The organism is Micromonospora sp. IBHARD003 (assembly GCF_056106285.1).
Map to the genome: position 1 here is coordinate 4,079,192 of NZ_JBWBBX010000001.1, position 26,526 is coordinate 4,105,717.

General features: G+C 70.0%; 21 protein-coding genes. 9 read left to right on the top strand and 12 right to left on the bottom strand.

All coding sequences use genetic code 11. From position 1 onward, the window contains the following. Positions 1–138: 138 nt before the first annotated feature. The 8 genes from ACTWOL_RS18140 to ACTWOL_RS18175 all read right to left on the bottom strand — a co-directional run bounded on the left by ACTWOL_RS18140 (position 139) and on the right by ACTWOL_RS18175 (position 9,227). Entirely contained in the window at positions 139–2,541 is a 2,403-nt protein-coding gene (locus ACTWOL_RS18140) for an ATP-binding cassette domain-containing protein (protein WP_474297773.1), read from the bottom strand. Next, positions 2,538–2,825 carry a hypothetical protein gene (locus tag ACTWOL_RS18145; protein WP_474297774.1) on the bottom strand — a complete coding sequence of 96 codons (288 nt, stop codon included), beginning with the start codon at positions 2,823–2,825 and terminating at the stop codon, positions 2,538–2,540. The genes ACTWOL_RS18140 and ACTWOL_RS18145 overlap by 4 nt, the downstream gene beginning before the upstream one ends. A 261-nt stretch (positions 2,826–3,086) precedes the next feature. Continuing rightward, on the bottom strand, positions 3,087–4,982 hold the full coding sequence (locus ACTWOL_RS18150) for a DUF6777 domain-containing protein (RefSeq protein WP_474297775.1): 1,896 nt from the start codon (positions 4,980–4,982) through the stop codon (positions 3,087–3,089). Between the two features lie 236 nt (positions 4,983–5,218). After that, positions 5,219–6,190 carry an NAD(P)-dependent alcohol dehydrogenase gene (locus ACTWOL_RS18155; protein ID WP_474297776.1) on the bottom strand — a complete coding sequence of 324 codons (972 nt, stop codon included), beginning with the start codon at positions 6,188–6,190 and terminating at the stop codon, positions 5,219–5,221. A 21-nt stretch (positions 6,191–6,211) separates the two neighbouring features. Next, complete coding sequence (locus ACTWOL_RS18160; protein ID WP_474297777.1) at positions 6,212–6,427, bottom strand: helix-turn-helix transcriptional regulator; 216 nt, start codon at positions 6,425–6,427, stop codon at positions 6,212–6,214. Continuing rightward, positions 6,421–6,849 (bottom strand): hypothetical protein, encoded by a 429-nt coding sequence (locus ACTWOL_RS18165; protein ID WP_474297778.1) that lies wholly within the window; start codon positions 6,847–6,849, stop codon positions 6,421–6,423. The genes ACTWOL_RS18160 and ACTWOL_RS18165 overlap by 7 nt, the downstream gene beginning before the upstream one ends. Positions 6,850–7,001: 152 nt before the next feature. Continuing rightward, a complete protein-coding gene (locus ACTWOL_RS18170) occupies positions 7,002–8,354 on the bottom strand; it encodes a PP2C family protein-serine/threonine phosphatase (protein WP_474297779.1) in 1,353 nt (450 codons plus the stop codon). Positions 8,355–8,468: 114 nt separating this feature from the next. Then, a complete protein-coding gene (locus ACTWOL_RS18175) occupies positions 8,469–9,227 on the bottom strand; it encodes an IclR family transcriptional regulator (protein WP_474297780.1) in 759 nt (252 codons plus the stop codon). 543 nt (positions 9,228–9,770) lie between these two features. Between ACTWOL_RS18175 and ACTWOL_RS18180 the strand changes: the two genes are divergently transcribed. Next, positions 9,771–10,565: a CAP domain-containing protein gene (locus ACTWOL_RS18180; protein WP_474297781.1), complete on the top strand. Its 795-nt coding sequence runs from the start codon at positions 9,771–9,773 to the stop codon at positions 10,563–10,565. Positions 10,566–10,836: 271 nt separating this feature from the next. Here the strand turns inward: ACTWOL_RS18180 and meaB are convergent, their stop codons facing one another. From meaB to ACTWOL_RS18195, 3 genes are read right to left on the bottom strand one after another with little or no spacing between them, the layout of a single operon-like run. Beyond that, entirely contained in the window at positions 10,837–11,850 is a 1,014-nt protein-coding gene (gene meaB, locus ACTWOL_RS18185) for a methylmalonyl Co-A mutase-associated GTPase MeaB (RefSeq protein ID WP_474297782.1), read from the bottom strand. Between the two features lie 10 nt (positions 11,851–11,860). Beyond that, a complete protein-coding gene (gene scpA / locus ACTWOL_RS18190) occupies positions 11,861–14,065 on the bottom strand; it encodes a methylmalonyl-CoA mutase (RefSeq protein WP_474301188.1) in 2,205 nt (734 codons plus the stop codon). After that, complete coding sequence (locus ACTWOL_RS18195) at positions 14,065–15,933, bottom strand: methylmalonyl-CoA mutase family protein (protein ID WP_474297783.1); 1,869 nt, start codon at positions 15,931–15,933, stop codon at positions 14,065–14,067. Before ACTWOL_RS18195 ends, scpA begins: the two co-directional genes overlap by 1 nt. 291 nt (positions 15,934–16,224) lie before the next feature. Here ACTWOL_RS18195 and ACTWOL_RS18200 point away from each other — a divergent pair, with 291 nt between their 5' ends. Then, complete coding sequence (locus tag ACTWOL_RS18200; protein WP_474297784.1) at positions 16,225–17,067, top strand: nitroreductase/quinone reductase family protein; 843 nt, start codon at positions 16,225–16,227, stop codon at positions 17,065–17,067. A 218-nt stretch (positions 17,068–17,285) separates the two neighbouring features. Here the strand turns inward: ACTWOL_RS18200 and ACTWOL_RS18205 are convergent, their stop codons facing one another. Then, positions 17,286–19,547, bottom strand: coding sequence for an LPXTG cell wall anchor domain-containing protein (locus tag ACTWOL_RS18205; RefSeq protein ID WP_474297785.1), 2,262 nt, complete (start codon positions 19,545–19,547; stop codon positions 17,286–17,288). Positions 19,548–19,818: 271 nt separating this feature from the next. Between ACTWOL_RS18205 and ACTWOL_RS18210 the strand changes: the two genes are divergently transcribed. The 7 genes from ACTWOL_RS18210 (at position 19,819) to ACTWOL_RS18240 (ending at position 26,470) form a co-directional block, all read left to right on the top strand. Further along, on the top strand, positions 19,819–20,322 hold the full coding sequence (locus ACTWOL_RS18210) for a hypothetical protein (protein ID WP_474297786.1): 504 nt from the start codon (positions 19,819–19,821) through the stop codon (positions 20,320–20,322). Between the two features lie 136 nt (positions 20,323–20,458). Continuing rightward, positions 20,459–20,878 carry a YciI family protein gene (locus ACTWOL_RS18215; RefSeq protein ID WP_474297787.1) on the top strand — a complete coding sequence of 140 codons (420 nt, stop codon included), beginning with the start codon at positions 20,459–20,461 and terminating at the stop codon, positions 20,876–20,878. Continuing rightward, complete coding sequence (locus ACTWOL_RS18220; RefSeq protein WP_474301189.1) at positions 20,875–22,107, top strand: RNA polymerase sigma factor; 1,233 nt, start codon at positions 20,875–20,877, stop codon at positions 22,105–22,107. The genes ACTWOL_RS18215 and ACTWOL_RS18220 overlap by 4 nt, the downstream gene beginning before the upstream one ends. A gap of 180 nt (positions 22,108–22,287) precedes the next feature. After that, complete coding sequence (locus tag ACTWOL_RS18225; RefSeq protein ID WP_474297788.1) at positions 22,288–23,592, top strand: YncE family protein; 1,305 nt, start codon at positions 22,288–22,290, stop codon at positions 23,590–23,592. Positions 23,593–23,683: 91 nt separating this feature from the next. Next, a complete protein-coding gene (locus ACTWOL_RS18230) occupies positions 23,684–24,265 on the top strand; it encodes an HhH-GPD-type base excision DNA repair protein (protein WP_474297789.1) in 582 nt (193 codons plus the stop codon). A gap of 136 nt (positions 24,266–24,401) precedes the next feature. Continuing rightward, complete coding sequence (locus tag ACTWOL_RS18235) at positions 24,402–25,961, top strand: M28 family metallopeptidase (protein WP_474297790.1); 1,560 nt, start codon at positions 24,402–24,404, stop codon at positions 25,959–25,961. A 212-nt stretch (positions 25,962–26,173) separates the two neighbouring features. Further along, positions 26,174–26,470, top strand: coding sequence for a type II toxin-antitoxin system VapB family antitoxin (locus tag ACTWOL_RS18240; protein WP_009067182.1), 297 nt, complete (start codon positions 26,174–26,176; stop codon positions 26,468–26,470). Positions 26,471–26,526: the final 56 nt, after the last annotated feature.

The window sequence follows — 26,526 nt, forward strand, 5'->3', positions numbered from 1 at the left end:
CTCACGGATTCGCATCTCGGCTCCTCCGCCACTGCTGACCACCCGGACGCAGGCCCCGGCCGTACGGGCCGGGGTCTGCGTCGTTCCGTGGTCCCCCGTGGACCCCGTCTCGGTCACGGTGTGCCGCGAAGGCTCCGGTCAGGCGCCGACGTAGGTCGCGAGGTGCTCGCCGGTGAGGGTGGAGCGGGCGGCGACAAGATCGGCGGGGGTGCCCTCGAAGACGATCCGGCCGCCGTCGTGGCCGGCTCCGGGGCCGAGGTCGACGATCCAGTCGGCGTGCGCCATGACCGCCTGGTGGTGCTCGATGACGATCACCGACTTGCCGGAGTCGACGAGCCGGTCGAGCAGGCCGAGAAGGTGCTCGACGTCGGCGAGGTGGAGGCCGGTGGTCGGCTCGTCGAGGACGTAGACGCCGCCCTTCTCGGCCATGTGCGTGGCCAGCTTGAGCCGCTGCCGCTCGCCGCCGGACAGCGTGGTGAGCGGCTGACCGAGGGTGAGGTAGCCGAGCCCGACGTCGGCGAGCCGCTCGAGGATGCGGTGTGCGGCGGGGGTGCGCGCCTCACCGGCGCCGAAGAACTCCTCGGCCTCGGTCACCGACATCGCCAGCACCTCGCTGATGTCGCGGCCGCCGAGGTGGTACTCCAGCACCGAAGCCTGGAACCGCTTCCCCTCGCAGTCCTCGCAGGTGGTGGCGACACCGGCCAGCATCGCGAGGTCGGTGTAGATGACACCGGCGCCGTTGCAGGTGGGGCAGGCACCCTCCGAGTTGGCGCTGAACAGCGCGGGCTTCACGTCGTTGGCCTTGGCGAAGGCCTTGCGGATCGGGTCGAGCAGTCCGGTGTACGTCGCCGGATTGCTGCGCCTGGAGCCGCGGATCGGGCTCTGGTCCACGGCCACCACACCCTCGGCTCCCGCCTGCCGCGGCATCGCCCCGTGGACGAGCGAGCTCTTGCCCGAGCCCGCGACGCCCGTGACCACGCAGAGCACGCCCAGCGGGATGTCGACGTCGACGCCCTGAAGGTTGTTCGCCGTCGCGCCGCGGACCGGGAGCGCGCCGGTGGGCTTGCGCACCGACTCCTTCAGGGTGGCCCGGTCGTCGAGATGGCGGCCGGTGACGGTGTCACTCGCCCGCAGCCCCTCGATGGTGCCCTCGAAGCAGACGGTGCCGCCCTCCGTACCGGCGCCCGGGCCGAGGTCCACGACATGGTCGGCGATCGCGATCGCCTCCGGCTTGTGCTCCACGACGAGCACCGTGTTGCCCTTGTCCCGCAGCCGCAGCAGCAGGTCGTTCATCCGCTGGATGTCGTGCGGGTGCAGTCCGATGGTGGGCTCGTCGAAGACGTAGGTGACGTCGGTGAGCGAGGAGCCGAGGTGGCGGATCATCTTGACGCGCTGCGCCTCGCCGCCGGAGAGCGTGCCCGCCGGCCGGTCGAGCGAGAGATAGCCGAGGCCGATCTCCGTGAACGAGTCGAGGGTGCCCTGCAGTGCGGTGAGCAGCGGCGCCACCGAGGGCTCCTCGAGTCCTCGGACCCATTCGGCCAGGTCGCGGATCTCCATCGCGCACGCGTCGGCGATGCTGATCCCGTCGATCTTCGACGACCGGGCTCCCTCGCTGAGCCGGGTGCCGTCGCACTCGGGACAGGTGGTGAAGGTGACGGCACGCTCCACGAACGCCCGGATGTGCGGCTGCATCGCCTCCTTGTCCTTGGACAGGAACGACTTCTGGATCTTCGGGATCAGGCCCTCGTAGGTGAGGTTGACACCGTTGACCTTGACCTTGGTCGGCTCGCGGTAAAGGAAGTCGTGCATCTCCTTCTTGGTGAACTCGCGGATCGGCTTGTCCGGGTCGAGGAAGCCCGACTCGGCGTAGATCCCCACGGTCCAGACGTTGTCCGACTTCCAGCCGGGGATCGTGAAGGCCCCCTCGGAGATCGCCTTGGAGTCGTCGTAGAGCTGGGTGAGGTCGATGTCGGAGACCTTGCCCCGGCCCTCGCAGTGCGTGCACATGCCGCCGGTGCGGGTGAAGGTCGCCTTCTCTGCCTTGGTCCTGGCACCGCGCTCGACCGTGATCGCACCGCTCGCCCTGACCGTGGCCGTGTTGAAGGAGTACGCGCTGGGCGGGCCGATGTGCGGCTCCCCGAGCCGGCTGAACAGGATGCGCAGCATCGCGTTGGCGTCGGTGGCGGTGCCGACCGTGGAGCGCGGGTCGCCCCCCATCCGCTGCTGGTCGACGCTGATCGCCGTCGTCAGACCGTCGAGTACGTCGACCTCGGGCCGCGCCAGCGTCGGCATAAAGCCCTGCACGAAGGCGCTGTAGGTCTCGTTGATCAGCCGCTGGGACTCCGCGGCGATCGTGTCGAACACCAGCGAGCTCTTGCCCGAGCCGGAGACACCGGTGAACACCGTCAGCCGACGCTTCGGGATCTCGATGCTGACGTCCTTGAGATTGTTCTCGCGCGCGCCGTGCACGCGGATCAGATCGTGGCTGTCGGCAGCGTGCAGCGCGGGCGGCTGCGTCTCCGTGTTCTCGGGCTTGCTCATCGTGTCTCCATCTGTTGTGCGGGCTCGCTGCGGGCCGGGGTACTCCCGGGGCCGGTCGTCCGGCGCACCCGGTACACCCGGCCAAGTCCTCGGACCGACCGGCGACCGCCGCGCATCGGCTGACGGTCGGACAACGGCTCACGGTCGTCGTCCATGGGCCCCGAGCCGGGCGTCGGCTCAGGGCCGGACATGTCGTTCACCTCGCACCCGGTCTCGATGCGTCGCGGGGAGACGCGGAACCAGCGGTACGGCCTGGCCAGCGTACGCCGGGTCGAATCGGGCATGTGCGAAAAGCGGTCACCTCGCACGCGCGCGCGAGCGCATCGATCACGGGGGACCTCGGCTTCGTCCTCTCGCCCCTGGTCAGGGACGGGTCGCTACCGCCCAGGCACAGAGGTCGCGGCGCAGGGTCTGGCTTGCGTGAAGGGTGCTGTCCATGGGCGAAACGGTAGGCGCGTCCGAGCAGCGGGCGCTTCTCGATTCCTGATCGGTGTCTCCACCGGGTCCCCATGGCGGACGGCGGGTCAGATCAGGGGCGCGTAGGGTCACGCAGCCGATGACTGCGGAAGTTGTGAGAGCCCCGGAGGTTCAGGGGGCTGGGGCTGCTCCGGGAGCTGGGGCTGCTCGTCGTACTGCGGCTGCTCGTCGCGCTCCGGCTGCTGCGGTTGCTGCGGAGACTTCGGCTGCTCGTTGTCCTGCGGCTGCTGCGGGGACTTCGGCTCGTCCTGCTGCTTCGGCGGCTCCTGGGGCTGGTCTTCGTGCTGCTTCTTGTTCTCCTTGTTCTGCTCTTTCTGCTCCTTGTTCTCCTTGTTCTCCTTGTTCTGCTCCTTCTGCTCCTTCTGCTCCTTCTGCTCCTTCTGCTCCTTGGGCTCGTCCTGCTTCTTCTCCTCACCCGGGGACTGCTCGTCCTTGCCCTTCTCCTCCTTGTCCTTCTCCTTCTGCTCCTTGTCCTTCTGCTCCTTGTTCTCCTTGGGCTCGTCCTGCTTCTTCTCCTCACCCGGGGACTGCTCGTCCTTGCCCTTCTCCTCCTTGTCCTTCTCCTTCTGCTCCTTGTCCTTCTGCTCCTTGTTCTCCTTGGGCTCGTCCTGCTTCTTCTCCTCACCCGGAGACCGCTCGTCCTTGCCCTTCTCCTCCTTGTCCTTCTCCTTGCCCTTCTCCTCCTTGTCCTTCTGCTCCTTGTTCTCCTTGGGCTCGTCCTGCTTCTTCTCCTCGTCCGGAGACTGCTCGTCCGTGTCCTCCTTGGGCTGGTCCTTCTTCTCCTCGTCCGGAGACCGCTCGTCCTTACCCTTCTCCTCCTTCGGCTCCTTCGGCTCCTCGCTCGGCGACTGCTCGTCCTGCCATTCCTCCGGCACCTCGGCCGGGGGCGGCGGCAGCACCGGGAGCACCGCTCCCGGCCGCTGGCCCTTCGGGGTCGGGACTTCCCGGTCCCTGCCGGCCTTCGCGTCTCCGCTCGGGCGCTCGAGCCACGCCTTGCTCTCATGGTCGAAGAGCGTGACGGTCTTCATCGGCTTCGCCGCCGGCTTGACCACGACGAGCGTGGCGGGCCGGAACGACGCCCACTTCCGGCCGGTGTACGTGTGTGTGCCCTTGATCGCGGCGGGTGGAGTCAGCGGATTGCCGCAGGCGCAGCGGACTCGGGGCACGCCTCGGTTGTCGATCAGCACGGCCGTGCCGGCCTGGAGCATCGCCTGATAGCTCGTGGGGGCCTTGTCCTTGTAGCCGTGGTTGGTGACCCGGGTGTCCCAGCTCAGCCGCACGGGCGTCAACGACCGCAGGTAGGAGGGGACGTCGGACTGCCGGATGCCCAGGACCCCGGCGAACGCCCGTCCCTTTTCCCGGTCTTGTCCGAGGTACGTGATCTGCTTCTCGACGTCGCAGCTCGCGACGTTCTTCGTGCCTCCGTAGAGCCCCGGGTACGCGCCGTCGACCTCGCGGACGCCGCCGGCGTTCGTGTCTCCCCCCGTCACGCCGCGAGCCGTGGACGGGAGGTCGTCGCGTTCGATCTGTACGGCCGTCGACTGCGTGAACGGATCGGAGCCCGAGGCCGAGGTGGTCTCGAGGAAGATCTCCCCGCTGGGCTTGCGCCCGCCGCCCTGCAGGGTGAAGGCGAAGATCACCGCCATCACCAGGACCACGACGGCGCCCACGCTCACCAGGGCGTGACGCCCCCGCCACCAGGACGACCAGACACCATGGCCGCGCCCCGGCTCGTCCGGCTCGCCGGGTTCACCGACGAGAGCGGGCGGGCCGGGAGGCGCCGGTGGCGGCGGGGGCCCGGGTATCGCCGAAGGGGGCGGGGTGGCCGGGCGCTGCTGCTCGTCCGTGGGCCGACCGGACAGCGGACCGGACGGTGGGCCGGTCGGACGCTCGGACGAGGAGCCGCTGGGACGCTCGGGCGGAGGTCCGCTGGGACGCTCGGATGGGGGTGGTTGGGAACTCACGGCACTCTCCCCTGACGTAGAGGGCAAGGAGATGGATCTTGTTCTCATCTCCCTCGCGCACCGTCAGGTGTGTTCCGGATGATGCGGGTGGGGCTCACGGCTCCGGGTGATCCCACATCTCCATTAAGCGCCTGCCTCGGTATGGAGTCACGCCCCGGCATTTCGGGACTTGACAGACGAAACATCCTTCGCCCCTCCCGGCGTCATACACGGTCACGATCACGGCCCGAGGCGCCTCACACCGTGATGACGACCTTGCCCCGCGCCCTGCCCTGTTCCAGATGGCGGATGGCATCGGGGACCTCGCTCAGCGGATGCGTCCGGTCGATCACCGGGCGCACCTTCCCGGCCTCGATCAGCTCTCGCAGGGTCTCCAGGTCCTCCTGCCGCTCCACCGACATCAGTCCGAGCAGCCTGTGGCCGACGAAGAGTGACAGCGCCATCGCGCGCAGCGCGCGATCCGTCCCGCCGAGCCACCGCCCCCCGCCCTCGCTGCCGACGATGACCAGGGTCCCCCGCTCGGTGAGGGCTCGCCGCAGCCGGGACAGCCGTCGGTGGCCCGCGGTGTCGACGATCAGGTCGTAGCGCCGGCCCCTGTCGGCGAAGTCCTCCCGGGTGTAGTCGACGGCCTCGTCCGCGCCGATCGAGCGGACCAGTTCCGTCTTCGTGGTGCTGCACACTCCGGTGACGACCGCTCCGTACGCCTTCGCCAGCTGCACCGCGAACGTCCCCACGCCCCCCGCCGCGCCGATGACCAGGACCTTCTGTCCCGGCTTCACCCGTCCCGCGTCGCGAACGGCCTGGAGCGCCGTGACACCGGAGATGGGGACGGCCGCCGCCTCTTCGAATGTGAGGCCGGTGGGCTTCATGACGAACCGGTCCTCGGGCGCCCTCACATACTCGGCGAACGAGCCCTCGCAGAAACCGAAGACCTCGTCACCCGGGCGGAACCGGGTCACCTTCCCGCCGACCGCCTCGACCCGGCCCGCGACCTCCCTGCCCCTGACCGGCACCTTGGGCGTACGCAGCCCGTAGCCCATGAGGCGCAGCAGATAGGGCCGGCCCGTCATCAGATGCCAGGCCCCCGCGTCGACGGCGGCCGCGTGGACCCGTACGAGCACATCCCCCTCACCGGCCGCCGGCTTCTCCACATCCCTGAGCTCCAGCACGTCGCAGGAGCCGTACTCGTCCTGAACGATGGCCTTCATGTGCGTCTCCTGTCTCCTGTACTACTCGGGGTACTGGAACACCTCGTCGAGGGGCACGCCGAAAACCCGGGCGATCTGGAACGCCATCTCGAGCGAGGGCGAGTAGCGGCCCTTCTCGATGGCGATGACGGTCTGGCGGGTCACGCCGATCCGGTCCGCGAGGTCCGCCTGCGTCATCTCGCCGTGCGCGAACCGCAGGGCCCGGATCGAGTTGGTGACTCGGGTCGCTTTCACCACGGCTGGAAACCCCGCCGGTAGGCGGCGACCTTCGCCGCGGAGCCGAGGACCGCCGAGAGCACGAAGGCCAGATAGATCGTGTTGGCGATCCAGAAGTGGCCGACCTCGGCCATCGCCATACCGAGCGCCGCCACACTGCCGATGACCAGGAACGACTGGCCGATGTACTCGCCGAACCGGTGGATCTCCCGGTCGCGCTGGTCCTTGGTGCGGGCATCCCGTGGCGAGGTGGTCGCAGCCACGATGCTGAGCACGATCGACACCACGATCGACGCGCCGACCGTCCACAGCAGCGCGGACACATACGCCACCTCGGCGAGGGGCGTGTGCTCCGCCCGCCTGAGGACGAGGGCGAGATAGACGGCGTACGCCACGATCGCGACCACCCCCACGATCCAGGCGCGTTTCTCCTCGACAGCCATGGCCGCTTCCCCCTGCCTCACCGCTTGTTAAAGAAACTTGACACTAGGAAGGTAAGAGATCCCGGACATGAGGTCAAGAATTCTTTACACACTTGCCTCGCGCCCTCGCCCTCGCCCAGCCCTCGCCCAGCCCTCGCCCTGGCATCGCCCGGTCAGATCCGGACGTCCTCCACCGCCGCATGGACACGCTCGAGCCGGGCCGCGAGCGGCGGCCCTCCGGCAGGACCCTCCGACCGGTCGCCTTCCGACCCGTCGCCGTCCGACTCATCGCCGTCCGACACCAGGGACGCAGCGGCCGGCTTGCGGATCAGGAGCAGCGCCGCGTCATCGTGCAGCCTGCCGCCGACGTGCGCGAGGAGCTCGTCGTGCAGCGCCTCGAGCGTGCGGGCGGGATCGTCCGACAGATGCCGCGCCACCCCGTCCGCAAGCGGATAGAACGCACGGTGGTGGTCGCGGGCCTCCGTGACCCCGTCGGTGTAGAAGAGCAGCTGGTCACCGTCACCGAAGGGCACGACCTGGAGGTCCGAGGTCTCTCCCGTGAGGGAACGCAGTCCGAGCGGCGGGGCCGGACGGACCGGTTCGACCGCGGAGACCACGGACCGCCCGTCCACGGCGTGGACCACGAGCGGCGGGGCGTGCCCGCAGTTGACCACTTCCATCCGCCCGCACCCGGCGTAACCGGCGACCACGGCGGTGACGAAGTCGTCCCGGCCGAGATTGCGCGCGAGGCTCCGCTCGATCCTGCTCACCACGTCCCGCAGGTCGGGCTCGTCGTACGCGGCCTCCCGGAAGACGCCCACGACCAGGGCGGCGGTGCCCACGGCGGGCAGGCCCTTGCCGCGCACATCGCCCACGATCAGCCGGATGCCGTGCGGAGTCGGCAGCAGGGCGTAGAGGTCGCCGCCGATCCGGGCCTCCGCCGCGGCGGCGCTGTAGCGGACGGCCACCTGGAACGGGCCGACCGTCGCGGGCACCGGCTTGAGCAGGGCGTGCTGGGCCGCCTCGGCGACCGAGCGGACGGCCGCCAGGACCCGCTCGCGACGTACGCGCAGCGCTCCGGCCAGCCCGCCGGCCAGGATCACGGCGACCAGCGCGGTCATCTCGATCACCCTTCGGCCCGGTGACTCGCCACCCTGGACGCAGAGCGCGACGCCCAGGACCAGGGAGAGCAGACTGACCCGCAGCACGTTCCAGGGATCGCCGACGGCTGCCGCGAGCGCGGGCCCGACGGCGAGCAGCGGCACCCAGCTCGCCCCGGATCCACCGCTGAGGGCGGCCAGTGCGACACCGCAGACGATCGCCACCGGAACGGCGGCCGCGAGCAGCTCGGACGTGCGCCGACCGCCGCCCCGCCGGTACGCGGGGCGGCGCAGGGCGGTGCGACACGCCGCGGCACTGCGGCCCGCCACGCGGCGGACGCGGGCTCCGGTGCGGCGTACGGCCGGCCATGGCGTGAACCGCCGCTCGGGGCGACGGTGCTGCTGATCGTCTCGGTCTTGGCTCATGTAGGTGCGCGGCTCCCAGTCACTCAAGCGGATCGCTATGTCCGCTTTTCATGGCTTTATTACTGTTTCAACTAGGGAACACGCGCGCAGATGGTGCCCGCAAGCGCCAGAATTTCAAATGGTGAGCGAAAGGCCCCTGGTCACGCGGCTCGCGGCGGGGAGCAGCCGCGCCCTGACGTCCTCGATCACGGAGAGCCGGTCCGCACGGAGCGAGACCCCCAGCGACCCGAGAACGCCCCCGCTGTACACGGGCACCGCGACACAGACCGTGCCCAGGGCGTACTCCTCCCGGTCCATCGCCCCCGGGGCGCCGGGGGACGCGTCGAGCTGCCGGAGCAGCTCCACGCGGTGCGTGATGGTGCGGGGAGTGAGATCGGCGAGCACGTGCCGCGAGAGATAGTCGTTGCGGGACTCGGCGTCGAGCTCCCGCAGCACGCACTTGCCGAGGGCCGTGGCATGCCCGGCGTCCTCGAAGCCGACCCACAGGTCGACGCGCGGCGCCCGTGGTCCGTCGACGATCTCGGCGACCCGGATCTCGCCCTCCTCGTAGAACGTCAGATACGCGGCGGCCGAGATCTCGTCCCTGAGGGCGGCGAGCACGGGGCGGACCCGGGTGAGCAGCCCCTGTCCACGGCTGCCGGTGTGCAGGGTGCGCAACCTGTCGCCGATGACGAACACACCGTCGTCCAGCTTCCGCAGATACCCGTCGTGGACCAGGGTCCGCAGCAGGTGGTACGTGGTGGCCAGCGGCAGCTCGGCCTCGCGCGCCAGCTGCTTGGCCGGGGCGCCGGACTCGTGCGCCGCGGCGGCTTCCATCAGCCTGAAGGCGCGCTGCACCGAGGCGATCAGCGTGGGTCCGTCCTGAGCACCCATGCCACAAGCTTGCGCCCGACTGCGTTGCAGCAGCAATGTCTCGCGGCAGGAAGCCATCTCCGCCGCATTGCACGAAGACGCCGCGGAGACGCCGCGACGTCACCTTCGGTTCCCCTGTCCTCCCTCCACCTTCCGGCCGGACGCGTGACATCCCTCACGCCGTCACGCCGCACTAGGACGACCGGTAGTAGATGACGCCGAGCCGACATAAAGAGATTTGTCCGTCTTGACCCCCACCCTCCCGAGGTCACCTTCGACGGCATTCGACCTGCTCGGCACTTTCGCCCGCTTGTGGGGCACACAGGCGTTTCTGACGGAGCGACAGATTTTCCCGGGAGGCGCCCTCCACGGGTCAGCACGCCCGTACGCCCCTGGCAAGAGTCGTCGCACCCTACGAGGCGGGGTAGTACCGACGCTCGTTGCCCTGCGCTCGCGGCGCTTCTAAGAATGGCGACCGCAAAGGCGTCTCCGCAGCTCAGGCACAGATTTATGCCGGGGCCGACCGCTCACGGAGACGCTCCGCGCATACGAGTGAGGTCACACATGAGCAAGCACCGCAGGAAGACGCACTACCGGAAGATAACGATCACGGCCGTCGCACTGGCCGCAGTAGGTGTGCCCTCCGTCGCCATGGCGTGCATGGATCCGCAGCAGAGCCAGGACCCCCAGAGCCAGAGCCAGGCGCAGAACCAGCGCGACTGGCAGAACCGGTGGCAGGGCCACTGGAACGACGAACGTTCCGACAAGCGGTGGAACCGGGACGAATCCGGCAAGCGCTGGTGGGAGAAGAAGCAGAGCGAGCGGCCGAGCGCACCGTCCTCGCCGAAGCCCACCGCGCCCGCGAAGCCGGCCGAGCCCGGCAAGACCCCGAGCACGTCGAAGCCGGCCGCGCAGAAGCCCGCCGCCCCCAAGCCCGCGGCTTCCAAGCCCGCCGCCGCCAAGCCCGCCGCCCCGGCGGCGTCCGGCGACATCGCCCGCATCGTGGCCCTCGTCAACAGCGAGCGCAGCAAGGCCGGATGCTCGCCGGTGACGCTGAACGCGAAGCTGTCCAAGGCCGCCCAGGCGCACAGCCAGGACATGGCCTCTCACAACAACATGTCGCACACGGGCTCCGACGGTTCGGACCCGGGCACCCGGATCACCCGCGCCGGCTACAACTGGAGCACGTACGGCGAGAACGTCGCCTACGGCTACAGCTCCCCCGAGAGCGTCATGGCGGGCTGGATGTCCAGCCCCGGCCACAAGCGCAACATCCTCAACTGCGAGTTCAAGGAGATCGGCGTGGGCCTCGCCCAGCCCAACCACTTCTGGACGCAGGACTTCGGCACCGCGCGCTGACGCGCCACGGCCGGCCCTCACCCTGACGCGAGCGGCCCGGCCCGAGCGAAAGGCCCTTGGAAGCATCGCTTCCAGGGGCCTTCGCCATGCCCGCGTCACCGTCTTCGGCACCCACGGCATGTACGACTTGTGCGTCATGTCCGTCACGCTCCGGGCCCTAGCTCCGGAAGCTGGGCTCCGGAAGCAGGGCTCCGGAAGCAGGGCTCCGGCAGGACCGCCGTCGTTCTGGTCCCCTGAGGGCCGTCCCGCACCCGCTGCTCCAGGCCGGGCGTCAGTCCTCCGAGAGGGTCCCGTCGGACGAAGTCCGGGGAGACCCGAACGCCTCCAGAATGCCCTCCGCCGCGAGCGTGGCCGTCAGCTCGCCGTCACGCACCCGCTGCTCCAGGCCGGGCGCGAGGGAGCGTACGAGCGGGTGGGAGCGCAGTCGGCCGAGCAGCTCGTCCTGCACCATGCTCCAGGCCCATTCGACCTGCTGGTCCCGGCGCTTGGCGGCGAGCCTGCCGCCCGCGTCCAGGAGGGCGCGGTGCTGCTCCAGCCGGTCCCAGACGGTGTCGAGCCCGGTGGACTCGCGGGCGCTGCAGCTCAGCACCGGCGGGGTCCAGGCGGCGTCCGCCGGGTGCATCAGACGCAGCGCACCCGCGAGTTCGCGGGCAGCGGCACGGGCGTCGCGCTCATGCGGGCCGTCGGCCTTGTTGACCGCGATGACGTCGGCCAGTTCCAGGACTCCCTTCTTGATGCCCTGGAGCTGGTCGCCGGTGCGGGCGAGCGTGAGCAGCAGAAACGAGTCGACCATGCCCGCGACCGTGGTCTCGGACTGGCCGACGCCCACGGTCTCCACCAGCACCACGTCGTAGCCCGCCGCCTCCATCACCACCATGGATTCACGGGTCGCCTTGGCGACGCCGCCGAGCGTGCCCGCGCTGGGCGAAGGCCGGACGAAGGCCGCCGGGTCCACCGCGAGCCGTTCCATCCGGGTCTTGTCGCCGAGGATCGAGCCGCCGGTGCGGGTGGACGAGGGGTCGACGGCCAGCACCGCGACCCGGTGGCCGAGCCCCGTGAGCAGGGTGCCGAAGGCGTCGATGAAGGTCGACTTCCCGACTCCGGGCACCCCGCTGATGCCGATCCGCCGGGCGTGCCCGGTGTGCGGCAGCAGTTCGGTCAGCAGCCGCTGGGCCAGTGCCCGGTGGTCGGGACGGGTGGACTCGACGAGGGTGATCGCGCGCGCGATCCACGCCCGCTTCCCGTCGAGCACACCCTTCACATAGCTGTCGAGGTCGATGGGCATACGCCGGCCGCTACAGCTCGGTGTGGCCCAGCGCCGCGCCCAGCCGCTGCACCAGGTCGTAGGCGGCGTCCGGGATCACCGTGCCGGGCGGGAAGACCGCGGTCGCGCCCATCTCCAGGAGCGTGGGCACGTCCTGCGGCGGGATCACCCCGCCCACGACGATCATGATGTCGTCGCGGCCCTCCTCCGCGAGCTGCTCACGCAGCGCGGGGACGAGGGTCAGATGACCCGCCGCGAGCGAGGAGACGCCCACCACGTGCACATCCGCCTCGACCGCCTGCCGGGCCACCTCGGCGGGCGTCTGGAACAGCGGGCCGACGTCCACGTCGAAGCCCAGATCGGCGAAGGCGGTCGCGATCACCTTCTGGCCGCGGTCGTGCCCGTCCTGCCCCATCTTGGCGACGAGGATGCGCGGGCGGCGGCCCTCGGCCTCCTCGAAGCGGTCGACCAGGGCGCGTGTGCGGTCCACCGACGGAGACTCCCCTGCCTCGTTGCGGTACACGCCGGAGATCGTACGGATCTGGCTCGCGTGCCTTCCGTACACACTCTCCAGGGCGTCCGAGATCTCACCGACGGTGGCCTTCGCGCGGGCCGCGCGCACGGCCAGCTCCAGCAGATTGCGCTCCGGACCGGGTCCGGAGTCCCGCCCGGCGGCCTCCGTCAGGGCCCGCAGCGCGTCCTGGCAGACGGTCTCGTCGCGCTCCTCGCGCAGCCGCCGCAGCTTGGCGACCTGCTGGGCGCGCACCGAGGAGTTGTCGACCTTGAGGACCTCGATCGCCTCGTCGTTCTCGACCCGGTACTTGTTGACCCCGATCACCGGCTGGCGGCCGGAGTCGATCCGGGCCTGGGTACGGGCCGCGGCCTCCTCGACGCGCAGCTTCGGGATGCCCGCGTCGATGGCCTGGGCCATACCGCCGGCCGCCTCGACCTCCTGGATGTGCTGCCAGGCCTTGCGCGCCAGGTCGTACGTCAGCTTCTCGACGTACGCGCTGCCGCCCCACGGGTCGATGACCCGGCAGGTGCCCGACTCCTGCTGGAGCACCAGCTGGGTGTTGCGGGCGATACGGGCCGAGAAGTCGGTCGGCAGCGCCAGCGCCTCGTCGAGGGCGTTGGTGTGCAGCGACTGGGTGTGGCCCTGGGTGGCGGCCATGGCCTCCACACACGTCCGCGTGACGTTGTTGAAGACGTCCTGCGCGGTGAGCGACCAACCGGAGGTCTGCGAATGGGTGCGCAGCGACAGCGACTTGGCGTTCTTCGGGTCGAACTGCTTGACCAGCCTGGCCCACAGCAGCCGGGCCGCGCGCAGCTTGGCGATCTCCATGAAGAAGTTCATGCCGATCGCCCAGAAGAAGGAGAGCCGCGGCGCGAACGCGTCGACGTCCAGGCCCGCGTCCCGTCCCGCCCGCAGGTACTCCACACCGTCGGCGAGCGTGTACGCCAGCTCCAGGTCGGCCGTCGCACCGGCCTCCTGGATGTGGTAGCCGGAGATGGAGATGGAGTTGTAGCGCGGCATCTTCTGCGAGGTGTACGCGAAGATGTCCGAGATGATCCGCATCGACGGCCGGGGCGGATAGATATAGGTGTTGCGGACCATGAACTCCTTGAGGATGTCGTTCTGGATGGTCCCGGCCAGCTTCTCGGGCGGTACGCCCTGCTCCTCCGCCGCCACGATGTAGAGCGCGAGAACGGGCAGCACTGCGCCGTTCATCGTCATCGACACGGTCATCTTGTCCAGCGGGATGCCGTCGAAGAGCTGCCGCATGTCGTAGATGGAGTCGATGGCGACGCCCGCCATGCCGACGTCACCGGTCACCCGCGGGTGGTCGCTGTCGTAACCGCGGTGCGTGGGCAGGTCGAAGGCGACCGACAGGCCCTTCTGCCCGGCGGCGAGGTTGCGCCGGTAGAAGGCGTTGGACTCCTCGGCCGTGGAGAAACCGGCGTACTGGCGGATCGTCCACGGCTGGTTGACGTACATCGTCGGGTAGGGACCGCGCAGATACGGCGCCACACCCGGGTACGTGCCGAGGAAGTCCAGGCCCTCCACATCGCGGCCCGTGTACAGCGGTTTGACGCCGATACCCTCCGGGGTCTCCCAGAGCAGGTCGTCGGCGCTGCTGCCGGTCGACTCCTTCACGGCCGCGCGCCACTGCTCCTCGGTGGCTCCGGCAGGTGTGCCGGTTCCGAGGCCGACCTCCGAGAAGTCAGGAATCTGCATCACGCCGCAACTCCCATGCGGTCCAGGACGGAGGACAGGACGCTCACGGCGTCGCAGCCCGCGAAGATGTGGTCGTCGACCCCGGTGCGCTCACCGGGCCTGCCCGCGAGGAACACCCACTGGGCGCCTGCCGACTTGAGCGCCTTGGCGACCTCCTCGGCCTGCTCCTCGTACAGCGCGTCGCTGGAGCAGATGCAGGCGACGGTCGCACCGCTGCCGGCGAAGGCATCGGCCGCCGTGGCGGCGTCGACCGTCACGGGGTCGTGGACCGGCTCGACCCCGCCGGCCTGGAACAGGTTCGAGGCGAAGGTGACCCGGGCCGTGTGGGCCGATGCCGGGCCGAGTGCGGCGAGGAAGACCTTCGGCCGGGCGCCTGTGGCGGCCAGATGCGCGTCCGAACGGGCGCGCAGCGCCTCGTAGTCCTCGTCGCGGCGAACCCGCGGCAGACCGCCCCCGGACGAGGCCGCGACGGGCGCGGGCTCACGCTCGACGGGCTTCTCCGCCAGGTGCGGGAACTCGCTGACGCCGGTGATGGGTTCACGGCGGCGGGCGAGCCGCTTCCTGCGCTCCTGCCAGGTGGCCGCGAGGCGTTCGCCGACCAGGCCGGAGCGCAGCGCCGTCTCCTGGCCGCCGGCCCGCTCCAGCTCCTGGAAGAACGCCCAGGCGGCGTGAGCGAGTTCATCGGTGAGCCGCTCCACGTACCAGGAGCCGCCGGCCGGGTCGGCGACCCGGCCCAGGTGCGACTCCTCCAGCAGGATGGAGGAGGTGTTGCGTGCGATACGGCGTGCGAACGCGTCCGGCAGACCCAGTTCCTGGTCGAAGGGCAGCACGGTCACGGCGTCGGCCCCGCCGACACCCGCGCCGAGGGTCGCGATGGTGGTGCGCAGCATGTTCACCCACGGGTCGCGGCGGGTCATCATCACCGGAGAGGTGACGGCGTGCTGGCGCTGGGCCCCCGCGTCCCCGGCGGTGGTGACCCCGCACACCTCGGCCACCCTCGCCCACAGCCTGCGGGCCGCACGCAGCTTGGCGACGGTCAGGAACTGGTCGGCGGTCGCCGCGTAGCGGAACTCCAGCTGCCTGCAGGCCGCGTCCGCCGTCAGCCCCGCGTCCGTGAGCAGCCTCAGATAGGCGACACCGGTCGCCAGTGAGGCACCCAGCTCCTGGGCCGCGGAGGCACCGGCCTCGTGGTACGGCAGGGCGTCCACGGTCAGCGCCCGCAGTCCCGGGTGGTCCTGGTGGCAGCACTCCGCCAGCCGCACGGCTTCGGCGGTGTCACCGGGCCGGCCGGTGCGGGCCTCGAGCCCGAGCGGGTCCGCGCCGAGATTGCCGCGCGCGGCGTCGCGTGCGACGCCCTTCTCGTCGTAGAGGCGCAGCAACTCCGCGGCGGCGGCACCGGTTTCGGCACCGGCGTCGAGCACGACCGGGGCGAGGTCGAGGTAGACACCGTCCAGGGCCCGGGCCAGACCGCTGACGGGCAGCCCGGTGCCGCCGACGGGCAGCCACAGGGAGGTGACGCCGTTCTCCAGGTCGGCGAGGATCGCCTCGTTGGCCCGTGCGGGCTCGGGGCGCTCGTGCCGCTGGCGTACGTCCCAGCCGCCGGCCGGCCTGCTGCCCCGTACATACGGTGCGAATCCCGGGTATCCGGCGTCGGGTGCGGTGCTCTGCGCGGTGTCCCGTGCGGTGTAGAGGGGGTGGGCGACGAGCCCGTCCTCCAGCGCGGTCGCGAGTGCGTCCTCGGCCGCCGCGCCTGATACGTCCTTGCCCGATTTACGCAGCACGCCCTCCACGAGGAGCTGCCACTGCTCATGGGTGGCGTCCGGGAATTCGGCAGCGAGCGAAAGCCCGTCATCGGGAACAAGGGTCATGCCCGGATGCTAGGTCAGGCGTACGGATGAGCAGCAGAGGCGACGGATGTGACCTTCCCCTCTGTGACCTCCTTCTCTCTCAGCGGAGCCGACCGCACTGGCGGGAAAAGGCGTTGCTGCGGCGATTTCCTCCCCGTAGGTTCACTTTCGTGACTGCCGGGTCGGCCTTGAGCCATGAGCGAGTGAGGTACCCGGCCCTGACGTGAGGCCGGGGCGGGCAAGAGGCCCGCCGTGCTCCTTCTTCTCCCCCGATTCCTTCATCCGTGAGAAGAATGAGAGACACGTCCACATATGCGGAACGACTTCAACCAGCAGGTCATCGACGAGTTCAGGGCGAACGGCGGGGTGGTCGGCGGACCCTTCGAAGGCGGTCGGCTGCTCCTGCTGACCACCACCGGGGCCCGGACGGGCACCCGGCACACCACCCCTCTCGGCTATCTGCCCGACGGTGACGGCCGCGTCCTGGTCATCGCCTCGGCGGGCGGCGCTCCGCGCAACCCGGACTGGTACCGCAATCTGGTCGCCCATCCCCACGTGTCGGTCGAGGCCGGGGTGTTCCGGTACGAGGCGGAGGCCGTCGTCCTGTCGGGCGAGGAGCGGGACCGTGCCTTCGCCCGCGCGGTCGAGAGCGATCCCGGCTGGGCCGAGTACCAGGCCGGGACGGACCGCGTCATCCCGGTCGTCGCGCTCCAGGAGATCCCCGGGCCGCCGGACATTGCGGCGCCGTCGTTCGGTGCCGCCGTGAAGGCGGTGCACGACGGGTTCCGCAGGGAGCTGGCGCTGATACGCCAGGAGCTCACCAGGCCGGGGGCCGCGTCGCTCGGGGCCCAGCTCAGGGTGAACTGCCTGACGGCCTGCCAGGGGCTGCACAACCACCACACCGGCGAGGACGCCGGGCTGTTCCCCTTCCTCGCCGAGCGCCACCCGGACCTGGCGCCCGTGATGGAGCGCTTGGGCCAGGAGCATCTGAAGCTCGCCGAACTGCTCGAAGAGCTGCGCGCGGCCGTCACCGCCGATGACACCGGCCCGGAGCGGGTGCGCGTCGAGGTGGAGCGGCTCACGGCTGCGATCGAGGGCCACTTCCGTTACGAGGAGGAGCACCTGATCCCGGTGCTCGACGCGGCGGCGCCCTGAGCAAAGCCACCCGGCACCGGCGCCCTGAGCAACGCCACCGCCGGGAGCAACGCACGCCGGGAGCAACGCACGCCGGGAGGAGCGCCGGCCCTCCCACGGTCCTCGGCACGCAGGACGCGGCGCGGCACGTCGGCAGCGGGAAACGAGCCGGGCCCCGCGCCCCCACCTGGATCGGTGGGGGCGCGGGGCCCGGAGACGTACCGCCGAGGCCGGTCAGGCTATTCCTGGTCGGCCGTCCGACGACGCTTCCACCACATCAGTCCGCCGCCGAGAGCGGCAAGGGCCGCGGCGACCCCGGCGATCAGACCGATGGGGGTGTTGGAGCCGGTGCCGGCCAGGCCGCCTTGCGGGTCCTTCGGGCCCTGGCCGTCGTTGCCGCCGCTGGTGGCCGGAGGCGTGCCGGGGTCCGGGCCCGGGGTGGTCGGCTTGTCCGTCGGCTCACCCGGCTTCGTCGGCTTCGGATCCGGCTTGCCGCCGCCGCCGTCATCGCCACCGCCGGTGTCCGTGGCGGTGGTGTTGCCGCCCAGGAGCAGCAGCGACTTGTCGTCGTCCTTGGCGTTGTCGGTCAAGGTCTTGACCGACGTGCTGGTCTGGCGCGGAAGGTTGCGGTGCTCGGTCCTGAAGCGCACCTGGGTCATGTTCCGCTTGGGCTGCTTGGAGAAGTCGACACCGCCGACACCGTAGGCGTACTTGCCGCCGCCGGCGTCGTGCTCCCACTGCTCCTCGCCGGTCTTCAGGGACTTGATGTACTCCTTGTAGACCTTCTCCCGGGTCCAGTCCTTGTTCTCGCCGCGCAGCGGCACGGCGGAGACGTCGTTGCTGTTGATCAGCTTGCGGTAGTCGGTCGGCGCCTTCGCGTCCTGCTGCCGGACGAACTCGGCGGCGACGCGGGCGGTGTAGACGCGGCGCAGGTCGGCGTAGCGGGGTGAGGTGTTCACCTGCTTCTCGACCTCGGGAATGATCAGGGTGTTGACCTGCCGCTCGGCCCACTTCTTCTGCTGCGCGTCGAAGTCGCAGAGGTAGGTCTCGCCGGGCATGTTGTCGATCTTGAGGTACTCGGCCTTGACCTTCAGCGGCGCGTCCAGGATGTGGATGCCGCCGTTCTCCTCACGCACCACCGCGGTGTCCGGCTCGATCCAGTTGCGCACCTGGAACCAGCACGGAACGCCCTCGCTGTTGCGGGGCATGGACTTCCAGAACCGGTCGGCCTCGGGCCGCTTCGTCGGGTTCATCGCGCGGGCGTAATCGCGCTTCATCTCCAGGTCCGACTCCAGCAGGACCCGGCCGGCGTCCGTCTTCGCGAACCGTGCGTCCATGATCCTTTCGGGCTGGTCCGGGTTCAGGTTCACCCAGAACTTCTCCGGCGACAGAGCCATCCAGGTCAGGAACGCGTCCGAGATGAGCTGCGCCTTCTCCTGGCCGCCCCAGCCTGACTTCTCCTCCGGGTCTTCCTTCGCGGAGTAGGAGTAGTCCAGGCCCTTGCCCTTGACGGGCTTGCCGACGTAGCGCAGTTCCAGGGTCGAGAAGTCGATCCCGCCCGGCGTGCCCCTGCGCGGCTGGATGCCGTTCGGGTCGGCCGCGTTCCTGCGGTCGAGGAATTCCTTCATCGTCTTCGGGTTCGGGCGGGACTCGCGGACCATGTCGTTCGCGCCGCCGCCCACGACCGGGGCACTGCCCGGGGGCTGCATGCGCGTCGTCTTGGCGCGCACGCCGCCGCTGGGGGCCTTCTCGACCTTGTCGGAGCGGTAGTTGTACTCGGTGACCTTGCCCGGCGCGTTCTTCTTCAGCTCGTTCAGGTGGTCACGTGCCGCCTTCTCCTGCTTCTCGGCGAAGACGTACTTCAGGGACTTGTCCTTGTTGTGCTTCGGGTCGCGCGACCAGGCGATGTCGCCGTCGACCTGGGACTTGTCCGGGCGCCCGTTGGACTTGATCTCCAGCATCTGGCCGGTGGCCCGGTTGTAGGCGTCGATCTGCCGCCGGTGGGTCTTCTTGGTGATCGGATCGTAGAAGTCGAACTCCTTCTGACAGATCCAGTCGTCTCCCACGAGACCGTGGTCCTTGACGACCTTCTTCTCGAACGCCTTGCCGCGCGGATCGTTGCCGCCGTTCTTGATCAGACGGACGTCGCGCCAGTAGGACCAGTCGCCCCACGCGTTCGGGTTGCTCTCCTTCGCACGGATCCACTTCCAGTAGACCCGGTCGATCGGCTTCGACTTCGGCGGCTCCTTCGGAAGGTCCTTCAGCCGGTCGATGTCCTCCTGGGACGGCGGCCCGAGCCCGTCCCACTTCTTCGACGGGTTCTCGTACTCGTACGAGTCCCACCGCGACTTGTCCCGCGACGCATCGAACTCGGGAAGCTGGGTGATCGCTTCCAGGTCTTCGGCGAGATCGTAGTATTCGCGGCACGGAATGCCCGGCTTCGGCGGCTTCGGCGGCTTCGGCGCTGCCGAAGCCGCTGCCGGAAGGCCTCCTAAGGCCATCACGGAAGCGCAGGCCACCGCGACCGCAGTGCGCAGGGCAACCCAGCGCCGGTTACGTATCGGTGTCACGTAGTTCCCCGTGGGGGTCCCAGACGATGGGGGCTCGCGCGGCGCCAGGGGCCCCCGTGATGTGCGTGGCGCCGCAGAGCACCCTCACCCTAGGGGCCCGCCCGCGTCGGCGTCGCGCGGAATTGCGGCGTTCCGGGCCCCAACTCACCTCCCACGCACCATCGTTACGACTCCCTCACGACTCGGCACTAGGGTCGCCGCCATGGACATCGACGACGACGAGTACGAAGAACTGCGTCGGCTCGACCGGCTCAGGTCCGACAACCCGGTCCTGAACGCCTGGCTGACCGTCCAGCGCTCCGATTTCCCCACCTGGTCCGAACAGACGCCCGGCACCTGGGACTTCAGCCTCGACTCGCTCGTCCGCCTCGAGGACCTGATCCGAGACCGCTACGCCACTGCCGAGCAGGCGCATGAGGACGAAGCCGGCGACTTCCTCCAGACAGCCTCGTGGTACGTCGGGGAGGTCCACAACCGGCACTTCGGCACCGTCTGGCAGTACCACCCCGATTCCGCGGACGTCCCCGGTACGTGGCCGTTCGTCACCGTGCCCTTCGACCGGCTCTTCGAGTTCCCCGACGAGGACGGCATCGAGCCCGACAACCGTCCGCACTACAGGCCCGTGAACCGGCTGTGCGGCATCCTCACCCCCGGCAATGGACACCTCGCCACCGACCCTGGCATCTACGCCCCCACGGACACCTGAGCGGCCCCTCGTCTGGATCACCGCCGGGAAAGTCGCGGAAGATTCCTCCGGCGTGGTGTCGAGAAAGCGTCGACGGCTCCGACGTCCCCTGTGAGAGTTGCCCACAAGGGGCGGCACCACCCGAGGGAGCGCAATCATGAAGTATCTGGTGATGGTCCAGGGCACCCAGGCCGACTACGAGGCGATGCGGGGCAACGGCTCCGAGCACAGCCCGGTCTGGAGCGAGAAGGAGCTCCAGACGATGTTCTCCTTCATGCAGGCCGTCAACGACGACCTCGCGGAGAGCGGTGAGCTCGTGGACGCCCAGGGTCTGGTCGAGCCGGCACAGACCCGGTTCGTCCGGGCGGGCAAGGACGGCAGCCCGGTGATCTCGGACGGCCCGTACGGCGAGACGAAGGAACTGCTCGCCGGCTACTGGGTGCTGGACTGCGAGAGCCTGGAGCGGGTCACGGAGATCGCGGCGCGCGTCGCGCAGTGCCCGGCACCGGAGGGCGCGCCCGACTATCCGGTCGTCATCCGCCCCATCCAGGAAAGCGGCGGCGATCTGTGCCCGTGAACGGCCCGGGTGGTGTCGAGGACCTGCTGCGGCTGCATGCCCCGCAGGTCCTGGGCGCGCTCGTACGCCGCTACGGGCACTTCGGCGAGGCCGAGGACTCCGTACAGGAGGCACTGCTCGCCGCCGCACAGCAGTGGCCGTCGGCGGGAGTGCCGGACAATCCGCGCGGCTGGCTGATCAAGGTGGCGTCGCGGCGCCTGACCGACCAGCTGCGCAGCGACGAGGCCCGGCGCCGGCGCGAGGAGACCGCGGCGCAGCTCACCCCCCGGGACGCCGTCACGGCGCCGCCGCCCGGTGAGGGCCGCGCCCCGTCCGAGGACGACACGCTGACGCTGCTGTTCCTGTGCTGCCCCCCCGTGCTGACGCCGGCCGCGCAGATCGCGCTGACCCTGCGGGCCGTCGGCGGTCTGACGACGGCCGAGATCGCCCGTGCGCTGCTGCTGCCCGAGGCGACGGCGGCGCAGCGGATCAGCCGGGCCAAGGCGCGGATCAAGGACGTGCCGTTCCGGCAGCCGGGCCCCGCGGACCGCGACCAGCGGCTCTCGGCCGTACTCCAGGTGCTCTACCTGATCTTCAACGAGGGCCATACGGCCACCTCGGGAGCCGCGCTCCGGCGCGCGGACCTCGCGCACGAGGCCATCCGGCTGACCCGGGCGGTGCGCAGACTGCTGCCCCGGGAGGGAGCGGTCACCGGGCTGCTGGCACTCATGCTGCTCACCGAGGCACGGAGCGCCGCCCGTACCGGCGCGCACGGGGAGCTGGTCCCGCTCGACGAGCAGGACCGCACCCGGTGGGACCGTGACGCGATCGCCGAGGGGACAGCTCTGGTGGAGGAGGCGCTCACCGAAGTCCCGGCGGGCCCCTATCAGCTGCAGGCGGCCATCGCCGCACTCCACGACGAGGCACCGTGTGCGCAGGACACCGACTGGCCGCAGATCCTCGCCCTCTACGACGTGCTGGTGTCCCGCGCGCCCGGGCCCATGGCGGAACTGGGGCGGGCCGTGGCGGTCGCCATGGTCGAGGGCCCGGAGGCGGGGCTCGCCCGAGTGGCCGAGCTGGAGGACCGTCTGGCGGGCCATCACCGGCTGGACGCGGTGCGCGCCCATCTGCTGGAGAAGGCGGGTGACCGGGAGGGCGCCCGGGCGGCGTACCAGCGGGCCGCCCGGCAGACCCTCAGCATCCCCGAGACCCGCTATCTGCAGATGCGGGCGGCGCGACTGGGCGGGTAGGGCGCGCTCATCAGTGCTGTGGACCTGCGCGACTTCGTCGCGAAGGTGCCCTGCCGGCGGATCTCCGCGGCGGACAGGAAGTCCGGTCCGACATCTGGCCATGCGTCATGTCCGGCCAGTAACTTACCGACGGTAACTCCCCTGTCTCCTCCTGCCCCACGCCCGCACCAGGAGTCCTCTGTGAAGACAGCACTGCCCCCCGCTCTCGCCGCCCTCACCGCCGCGCTCGTGGTCGGCGCCGCCACCGCGCCCCCCGCCGCCGCGGCCCCGGAGGCCGCGAACCCGGCAACGGCGGCGACCCGGGTGCCGGTGCCCCAGTCGCACAAGGACGGGCTCCGTGAGGTCCTGTTCGTCGGCAACAACTGGGAGGGGACCGCGGACGTCCTCGAGTCCTCCGGAGCCCTGACGAAGATCGGGCGCGTCAATGTCGTCCCCGACAAGGACGAGCGGATGCTGGAGATCTACCTCAACCCCGTGAAGCTCGCGTACTTCCTCGGGATACGGCTGTCGGTGGGCGAGGGCCACGACCAGTTCGTGGACGACATGTACTCCACCCCGGACGGCTCGGCCGTCGTCGTGTCCCGTCCGAGCTTCGCCGACGTGGTCTCGATCGACGTCACGACCGGCAAGGTCAACTGGCGCTTCCCCGTGTCCGGCTTCCGCTCGGACCACATGGCGGTCTCCCCGGACGGACGGCGCGTCGCCGTGTCCGCCTCCACGTCGAACACGGTGCACGTCCTGGACATCGAGACCGGCCGCCAGACCGGCTCGTTCAAGACCGGCGACAAACCGCACGAGAACGTGTTCACGAAGGACGGCAAGCAGATCTGGAACTCGGCGATCGGCGAGGTCAACACCGCACTCGACGACCCGCTGTTCGACTGGACCAAGGGCGACCGCAAGATCACCGTCGTGGACGCGCAGACGTACCGGCCGGTGAAGGTCATCGACATGCGGCAGCGCCTCGACGCCTTCGGCCGCAAGGACCTCTCGGACGCGGTGCGGCCGGTGGCCTTCACTCCCGACGAGTCGAAGCTCTACTTCCAGGTGTCGTTCTTCAACGGCTTCCTCGAATACGACGTGGCCTCCGACCGGATCACCCGCCAGAAGGTCCTCCCCAAGAACCCGGCCACCAGCGAGGACCGCACCACCTGGGTCAACGACTCGCGCCACCACGGGATCTCGATGAGCCCGAAGGGCGACAAGCTCTGCGTCGCCGGGACGATGGACGACTACGCGACGGTCGTCGACCGCGAAACCCTCCAGGAGGGGCCGCTCGTGACGGCGTCGAAGCCGTACTGGGCCACGGTCAGCGGGGACGGGAAGTCCTGTGTGGTCTCGGAGAGCGGTGCGGACTCGGTCACGGCGATCGACTTCGCGACCGGCCGCAAGGTGGTGTCGGTGCCGGTGGGCGACCACCCCCAGCGGGTACGCCTCGGCCACGTCCCGTCCGGCTGGACGGGGCCCTCGTCCGGCGGGCGCTGAGGACGGCTCCCCGCGCATCCGCCCGCGGACCGGGCGCACCCGGCCGCCCGCCAGAGGTGCACGGCCCCCGTGCCGGAGGGATCATCGGGGCATGAGCCCCACGATTCACCTGGCACAGCAGCCTGAGGCCGACTCGCTCCTCTCGCGCAGCCCGCTGGCCCTGCTCATCGGCATGCTGCTGGACCAGCAGGTGCCGATGGAGTGGGCGTTCTCCGGTCCGTACACGATCGTCCAGCGCCTCGGGCGTGACGATCCGGACGCGCACGAGATCGCCGCCTACGACCCGGACGCCTTCGCCGCGCTGCTGTCCGAGAAGCCGGCGGTCCACCGCTATCCGGGTGCCATGGCCAAGCGGATCCAGCAGCTGTGCCGGTACCTCGTGGACGAGTACGACGGCGATCCGACCGCTCTGTGGCAAGACGCCGGCAACGGCCGGGAGCTGCTCGCGAGGCTGGAGGCGCTGCCCGGCTTCGGCAAGCAGAAGTCGCAGATCTTCCTGGCGCTGCTGGGCAAGCAGTCCGGAGTGCGGCCGAAAGGGTGGCGGGAGGCGGCGGGTCCGTACGGAGAAGAGGGGTCCTACCGCTCCGCCGCGGACATCACCGGCCCCGAAACGCTGGGCAAAGTCAGATCGTACAAACAAGAAGCGAAACGTGCGGCGAAGGCGGCCAAATGACGTACCAGTACGCCCTTAGACGTACAAGATGATGTCAACACTGCTAAATATCGCGTGAGTTGCGGCAGGGCTGTTCACAGAGCGCTCAGAGATCGCTAACTTCCCCTCAACCTCGTTCGTACCGGGAAGGACCTCTGTGAACGCATCCCATCGCAGAGCAGTGGCCACCGTGGCCGCAGCCGCACTCGCGACCCCGCTCATGCTGGCATCCGCCTCCCCCGCCTCCGCCGATCGGCACGACCCTGCCAAGGCGGCGGCGAAGGAAGCGGCCCAGCTCGCCAAGAAGCTGGTCCGCGAGTCGTCCGCGAAGGACGCCTACAAGCACCTGCAGAAGTTCCAGCAGATATCCGACAGCGCCGGCGGCAACCGTGCCGCGGGCACGCTGGGCCACGACGCCTCGGCGGCGTACGTCTACCAGCAGCTGAAGAAGGCCGGGTACGAGGTCGAGTACCAGACCTTCGACTTCATCTACACCCAGACCCAGGCGGAGAGACTCTCCGTGGTCTCGCCCGCGCCGCGCGACGTCAAGATCTCGGCGATGTCGTACACCAAGTCCACGCCGGTCGGCGGGGTGAAGGCGGAGCTCGTCGCCGCCCCCGTCGACGCCGACGGCACCAACGGCTGTGAGCCGTCGGACTTCGCGACCGGGACCTTCACCGGCAAGATCGCCCTGATCAAGCGCGGCGGCTGCACCTTCGCCGCCAAGCAGGAGAACGCCGCCGCCGCGGGCGCGATCGCCGCCGTGATCTACAACAACACGGAGGGCACGCTCTCCGGCACCCTGGGCGCCCCGGAGGCCGGCAAGATCCCGACGGGCGGCGTCACGCTCGCCGACGGCCAGAACCTCGCCGCGGACCTCGCCAAGGGCCCGGTGACACTCGACCTCGAGATACGCCAGCTCCAGCAGAAGCGTTCCACCAACAACGTCATCGCCGAGACCAAGCACGGCAACGCCGCCAACACGGTGATGCTGGGCTCCCACCTCGACGGCGTGACGGAGGGCCCGGGCATCAACGACAACGGCTCCGGCTCCGCCGGACTGCTCGAGGTCGCCCTGGAGCTCGCCAAGACCCACAAGCGGCCCGCCAACAAGGTGCGCTTCGCCTGGTGGTCCGCGGAGGAGTTCGGACTGCTCGGTTCCGAGCACTACGTCGCGAACCTCAGCGAGCTGGGCAAGAAGGAGATCAAGCTCTACCTGAACTTCGACATGATCGCCTCGCCGAACTACGGGCTGTTCGTCTACGACGGCGACGACTCCGACGGCGTCGGCGCCCCGGCGGGCCCGGCGGGCTCCGCGCAGCTGGAGCGCGACATCAACGCGTTCATGGACAAGCAGGGCATGCCGCGTGAGGGCACGGACTTCACCGGCCGCTCCGACTACGGACCGTTCGTCGAGGCGGGCATCGCGTCCGGCGGCACCTTCACCGGCGCCGAGGGGATCAAGACCGCGGCGCAGGCCGCGAAGTTCGGCGGCACGGCGGGCGTCGCGTACGACTCCTGCTACCACTCCAAGTGCGACGACCTCAAGAACATCGACATGAAGGCCTTCGACGCCAACATCGACGTCATCGCCAACGCGGTCGGCACCTACGCGATCGACCTGAGTTCGCTGCGCAAGCCGGTCACCACCGTCCCGACCCAGGGCGGCACGGGCAGCGGAGGCGGCCTCCACGACGGTCACGGAGTGACGCAGTAGCCCCTGCGCACCTCTCGCTCACGGGCCGCTCCGGGATCACCCGGTGCGGCCCGTTCCGCCGTCCGGCCCGTTCCGTAGCCGATAGTGACGACTCGGGCCCACTCCTGACAGGGCCTCTATCCACCCTTATTTCGGATTCGCCATTTTTTGACCGTCATGGCACCGGCGTCGCATGGCTGCGCTGATGCCCGCTTGCCCGGTAGGCTTTCCGTGTGATCTTCAAGCGCATCGGCAACGGGCGGCCGTATCCCGACCACGGCCGGGAAAGCACCCGGCAGTGGGCGGATGTCGCGCCGCGCCCGGTCCGCCTCGATCAGCTCGTTACCACCAAGGGCCAGCTGGACCTCGAGACGCTGCTCGCGGAGGACTCGACCTTCTACGGCGACCTCTTCGCGCACGTCGTGAAGTGGCGGGGCGATCTGTACCTCGAGGACGGGCTGCACCGCGCCGTACGCGCGGCGCTGCAACAGCGACAGGTGCTGCACGCCCGCGTGCTCGAGATGGACTGAGCCGGCCCGGGGGCGCAGGACGGGCCGGATACCCCGGCCAGCCCCCTCCCCGGGAG

Coding starts and splice junctions, on each gene's coding strand:
- meaB (WP_474297782.1), bottom strand. CDS start 11,850: ATGCCCATCGACCTCGACAGCTATGTGAAGGGTGTGCTCGACGGGAAG.
- ACTWOL_RS18165 (WP_474297778.1), bottom strand. CDS start 6,849: ATGGCTGTCGAGGAGAAACGCGCCTGGATCGTGGGGGTGGTCGCGATC.
- ACTWOL_RS18180 (WP_474297781.1), top strand. CDS start 9,771: ATGAGCAAGCACCGCAGGAAGACGCACTACCGGAAGATAACGATCACG.
- ACTWOL_RS18175 (WP_474297780.1), bottom strand. CDS start 9,227: ATGGGTGCTCAGGACGGACCCACGCTGATCGCCTCGGTGCAGCGCGCC.
- ACTWOL_RS18230 (WP_474297789.1), top strand. CDS start 23,684: ATGAGCCCCACGATTCACCTGGCACAGCAGCCTGAGGCCGACTCGCTC.
- ACTWOL_RS18215 (WP_474297787.1), top strand. CDS start 20,459: ATGAAGTATCTGGTGATGGTCCAGGGCACCCAGGCCGACTACGAGGCG.
- ACTWOL_RS18200 (WP_474297784.1), top strand. CDS start 16,225: ATGCGGAACGACTTCAACCAGCAGGTCATCGACGAGTTCAGGGCGAAC.
- ACTWOL_RS18170 (WP_474297779.1), bottom strand. CDS start 8,354: ATGAGCCAAGACCGAGACGATCAGCAGCACCGTCGCCCCGAGCGGCGG.
- scpA (WP_474301188.1), bottom strand. CDS start 14,065: ATGCAGATTCCTGACTTCTCGGAGGTCGGCCTCGGAACCGGCACACCT.
- ACTWOL_RS18210 (WP_474297786.1), top strand. CDS start 19,819: ATGGACATCGACGACGACGAGTACGAAGAACTGCGTCGGCTCGACCGG.
- ACTWOL_RS18195 (WP_474297783.1), bottom strand. CDS start 15,933: ATGACCCTTGTTCCCGATGACGGGCTTTCGCTCGCTGCCGAATTCCCG.
- ACTWOL_RS18155 (WP_474297776.1), bottom strand. CDS start 6,190: ATGAAGGCCATCGTTCAGGACGAGTACGGCTCCTGCGACGTGCTGGAG.
- ACTWOL_RS18205 (WP_474297785.1), bottom strand. CDS start 19,547: ATGGCCTTAGGAGGCCTTCCGGCAGCGGCTTCGGCAGCGCCGAAGCCG.
- ACTWOL_RS18140 (WP_474297773.1), bottom strand. CDS start 2,541: ATGAGCAAGCCCGAGAACACGGAGACGCAGCCGCCCGCGCTGCACGCT.
- ACTWOL_RS18145 (WP_474297774.1), bottom strand. CDS start 2,825: ATGCCCGATTCGACCCGGCGTACGCTGGCCAGGCCGTACCGCTGGTTC.